This is a genomic window from Streptomyces lunalinharesii, from assembly GCF_039532155.1.
Taxonomy (GTDB): domain Bacteria; phylum Actinomycetota; class Actinomycetes; order Streptomycetales; family Streptomycetaceae; genus Streptomyces; species Streptomyces lunalinharesii.
This window is the reverse complement of sequence record NZ_BAAARK010000095.1, coordinates 1-3,039: the sequence shown is the minus strand read 5'-3', so window position 1 is coordinate 3,039 and position 3,039 is coordinate 1. Positions and strand designations below refer to the sequence as shown.

Genomic DNA, 3,039 nt, shown 5'->3' with positions numbered 1-3,039 from the left:
CTGGCCGTGCTCGCGGGGCTCAGCCCGGACCACTACAGCCGTATCGAGCAGGGGCGGCAGCCGACGATCAGCGAGGACGTCGTGGAGGCGCTGTCGCGGGCGCTCGGACTCGACGGCGTGGAGCGCGAGCACCTTCGCCACCTCGCCACCCCCATCCGGCGCGCCCCACGTGATGACAGCGCGGCGCAGCGGGCGGACCCCGGCCTGCTGCGGCTGATGGACAACCTCGATGTGCCGGGTCTGCTGCTCGGCCGCCGCGGCGTGGTCCTGGCCCGCAACACGCTACTCACCGCCGTGCTCGGTGCGCCGATGGAGCCAGGCTCTTCCTTCCTGCGCTGGCTCTTCCTCGACCCACTCGCCCGCGAACGCATCGTGAACTGGGCCGATTTCGCCGCGCCGGCCGTCGGCGCGATGCGATACGAGGCCGGCCGGCACCCCGGTGACCGGCGCCTTGCCGCACTGATCGCCGAGTTGCGCACCGGCGACCCGGACGTGGCACGCTGGTGGGACGACCACGGCGTCACCGACCGTACGTCGGTGGGCAAGCGGATCGCGCACCCGGTGGCCGGGCCGCTGGAGTTCGGGATCGAGTCGGTCGAGAAACCCCGCGACCCCGACCAGCGGCTCATCGTCTACACCGTCGAACCGGACTCGTCCACCGCCCGGAACCTGCCGCTGCTCGCGGCATGGGAAACAGTCACCTGACCGCCACCTACCTGCTCCCCGGGCCACGTGGATCGTCTTGGATGGCGATGACGCCCTGAGAAACAGGCCACGCCCTCGACACCGGCGGTGAGCGCGTCGACCACCCCGACAGCGAAATCGGCCTGTCCAGGAGCCGAAGTGGCTCCCCGCCGGCGCACACGTCATCATCCTGGCGGTGGCCACGCTGGTCATCCGGGACGCCTGCTACACCACCGGGCAGATCACCACCCACAACCAGAACCTCACCGGCGCCACAGCCAAGACCGCCCTCGGCGGCTTCCACCTGGCCGGTCTCGCCTTGGCCTTCGGCCTCATGGTCGCAGCCGCCGGAACCCCCGCCGAGCGGCTGCCCGCACCACAAGGCAGCGCGGGCCCGGCCGGCTGCTGTCGTCCGCCTACGCGGCCACGCTCTTCGCGGACCTCGCCTGGCACCGGCTTCCTGAGTCCGGCAAGGGGAGGCCCCGTGAACGCTCCGGGGCCGTGTTCTTCTTCGTAGCGGCTTCACGACTCTCGCTGTCCAGGCGGGATTTCCTCAGGCGGTGGGTGGTGCTGTCCCCCTCACTGCTGGAGGGCTTGCTGGATTGGCTGTCGCCGTCATGTGCAGCACGATCGGCGAGGAGTAGCCGGTCCAGGCTGTCGGGCCGGGGGTTCGACGGTCAGGGGGCGGTATGCGGGCCTGGTGGGCTGTGTGTCTGACGGCGGTGCTGGCAGTTTGGGCGACGGCGAGCGGGGTGGCCGTGGCAGCGGATTCCGCCCGGGCGGGGCAGGACGTCGAGCAGAGTGTGGAGTTCCGCAGTGGGGGTGTGACACTGCACGGCACGGTCACGGCACCTGCCGGGACGGCAGGAGTGCGGCGGCCCGGGGTCGTGCTGGTGCACGGTGCGGGTCCGGAGACTCGGGCGAAGTACCGGGCCGAGGTGCGGGCTATGGCACGGGCCGGGTTCGTGGTCCTCAGCTACGACAAACGGACCGCGGGATACTCGCTGACGCGGCGGTCCTATGCTCAACTCGCCGGCGATGCCCTGGCGGGTGTCCGGTTGTTGCACGGGCGCGCCGATGTGGATCCGCGCAAGGTCGGGCTCTGGGGGTTCAGCGAGGGTGGCTGGGTCGTTCCGCTTGCGGCCTCGCGTTCGGCACAGGTCTCGTACGTGGTGCTGGTCGGAGCATCCGGGGTGTCCCCGGCCCGGCAATCGGCGTGGTCCGCTGAGAACAGCCTTCGGCACGAAGGTGTCGCAGGATCGCTGCTGGGGACGGTATCCGTCACCGGCACGCGGTTCCTTGCAGACGCCGGCCTGCTCGCCGAGGCGGACTACGACCCGCTGCCGGCACTGCGGCGCGTGCACCAACCGGTCCTCGCCCTGTGGGGTGAGGACCGGAAGTCGCCCCCGGCGGAGAGCGCCGTCGCCATCGAGGAGGCGCTGGGGGAGGGCGGCAACACCGACGTGACCCTCCGCTTCTTCCCGTACGCTGATCACAAACTGCACACCTCTTCCGACGGGTTCCAGCGGGGCGAGCAACTGGTGCCCGGCTACGTCGACACCATGGCAGCCTGGGTCGCGGGCCACGGACACCGGATGAACGATGCCCTGCCTCACCAGGTGAGGCGAAGCCATGCTCTGGCCCCTCTCCCCGAATACCAGGCGCCCGCAGTGCAGACCGCAGCATTCGTACTCATGGTCGTCTCGTTCGCCGCGTATCTGCTCGGGGAACTGGTACGCAGCCTGCGCAGGCGCCCGTGTGCTCCCGGGGCGGGGTGGGCACCGCGATGGCTGGCCGCGGCAGGACTGGCCACCTTGCTCTGCTTTCTGGGCTACTTCGCCTTCGTGGCGATGACCCTGACCCCTGGTCCGATGCTCGGCAACCGTCCGGTGCTCTGGCTCATCCTGCAACTCCTCACAGCCGCAACGGCACTGACGGCCGTGGCAACAGGGGTGAACTGGTGGCGAGTCAGGGCCTCAGTCCCGGGCCGGACCAACGCCCGACTCGGGCTACTGGGTCTCACGAGCGCGCTGTTCCTTCCCTGGGCACTGTTCTGGGGCCTGGCGACGCCGTAGCAAAGGCTACTGACGGGTTACTTGTCACCTGGTTTGCCGCTCGTCAACGGCGCCCCACGGTGCCCCGTCCCATGGCGTGGGAGGCCCAGCCCTCGCCGATCACCGACGACGACATCCAGGCCCGCACGGCGAGGTACCGCGCCCGGTATCCCGGTGTGCTGGCTCTCTCCACACGCAACGCCACCGAACTGGATCGACGTGGTGCCGGCGGTGCGAGTCCGGGCCCCGAAAGAGCAGGCCGAGCCGTGGTTGGTCGATGACGGGGTCGCCGGCACCTCCC

2 protein-coding genes are annotated in these 3,039 nt (G+C 70.4%); both read left to right on the top strand.

Annotation, left to right across the window (positions count from 1 at the left end; genetic code table 11):
* Positions 1-705 (top strand): helix-turn-helix transcriptional regulator (locus ABD385_RS41015; RefSeq protein WP_344585346.1); only part of this gene is annotated, 705 nt, incomplete at its 5' end.
* A 668-nt stretch (positions 706-1,373) separates the two neighbouring features.
* A complete protein-coding gene (locus ABD385_RS41010; RefSeq protein WP_344585344.1) occupies positions 1,374-2,759 on the top strand; it encodes an alpha/beta hydrolase family protein in 1,386 nt (461 codons plus the stop codon).
* The last annotated feature ends 280 nt before the right edge of the window (positions 2,760-3,039 follow it).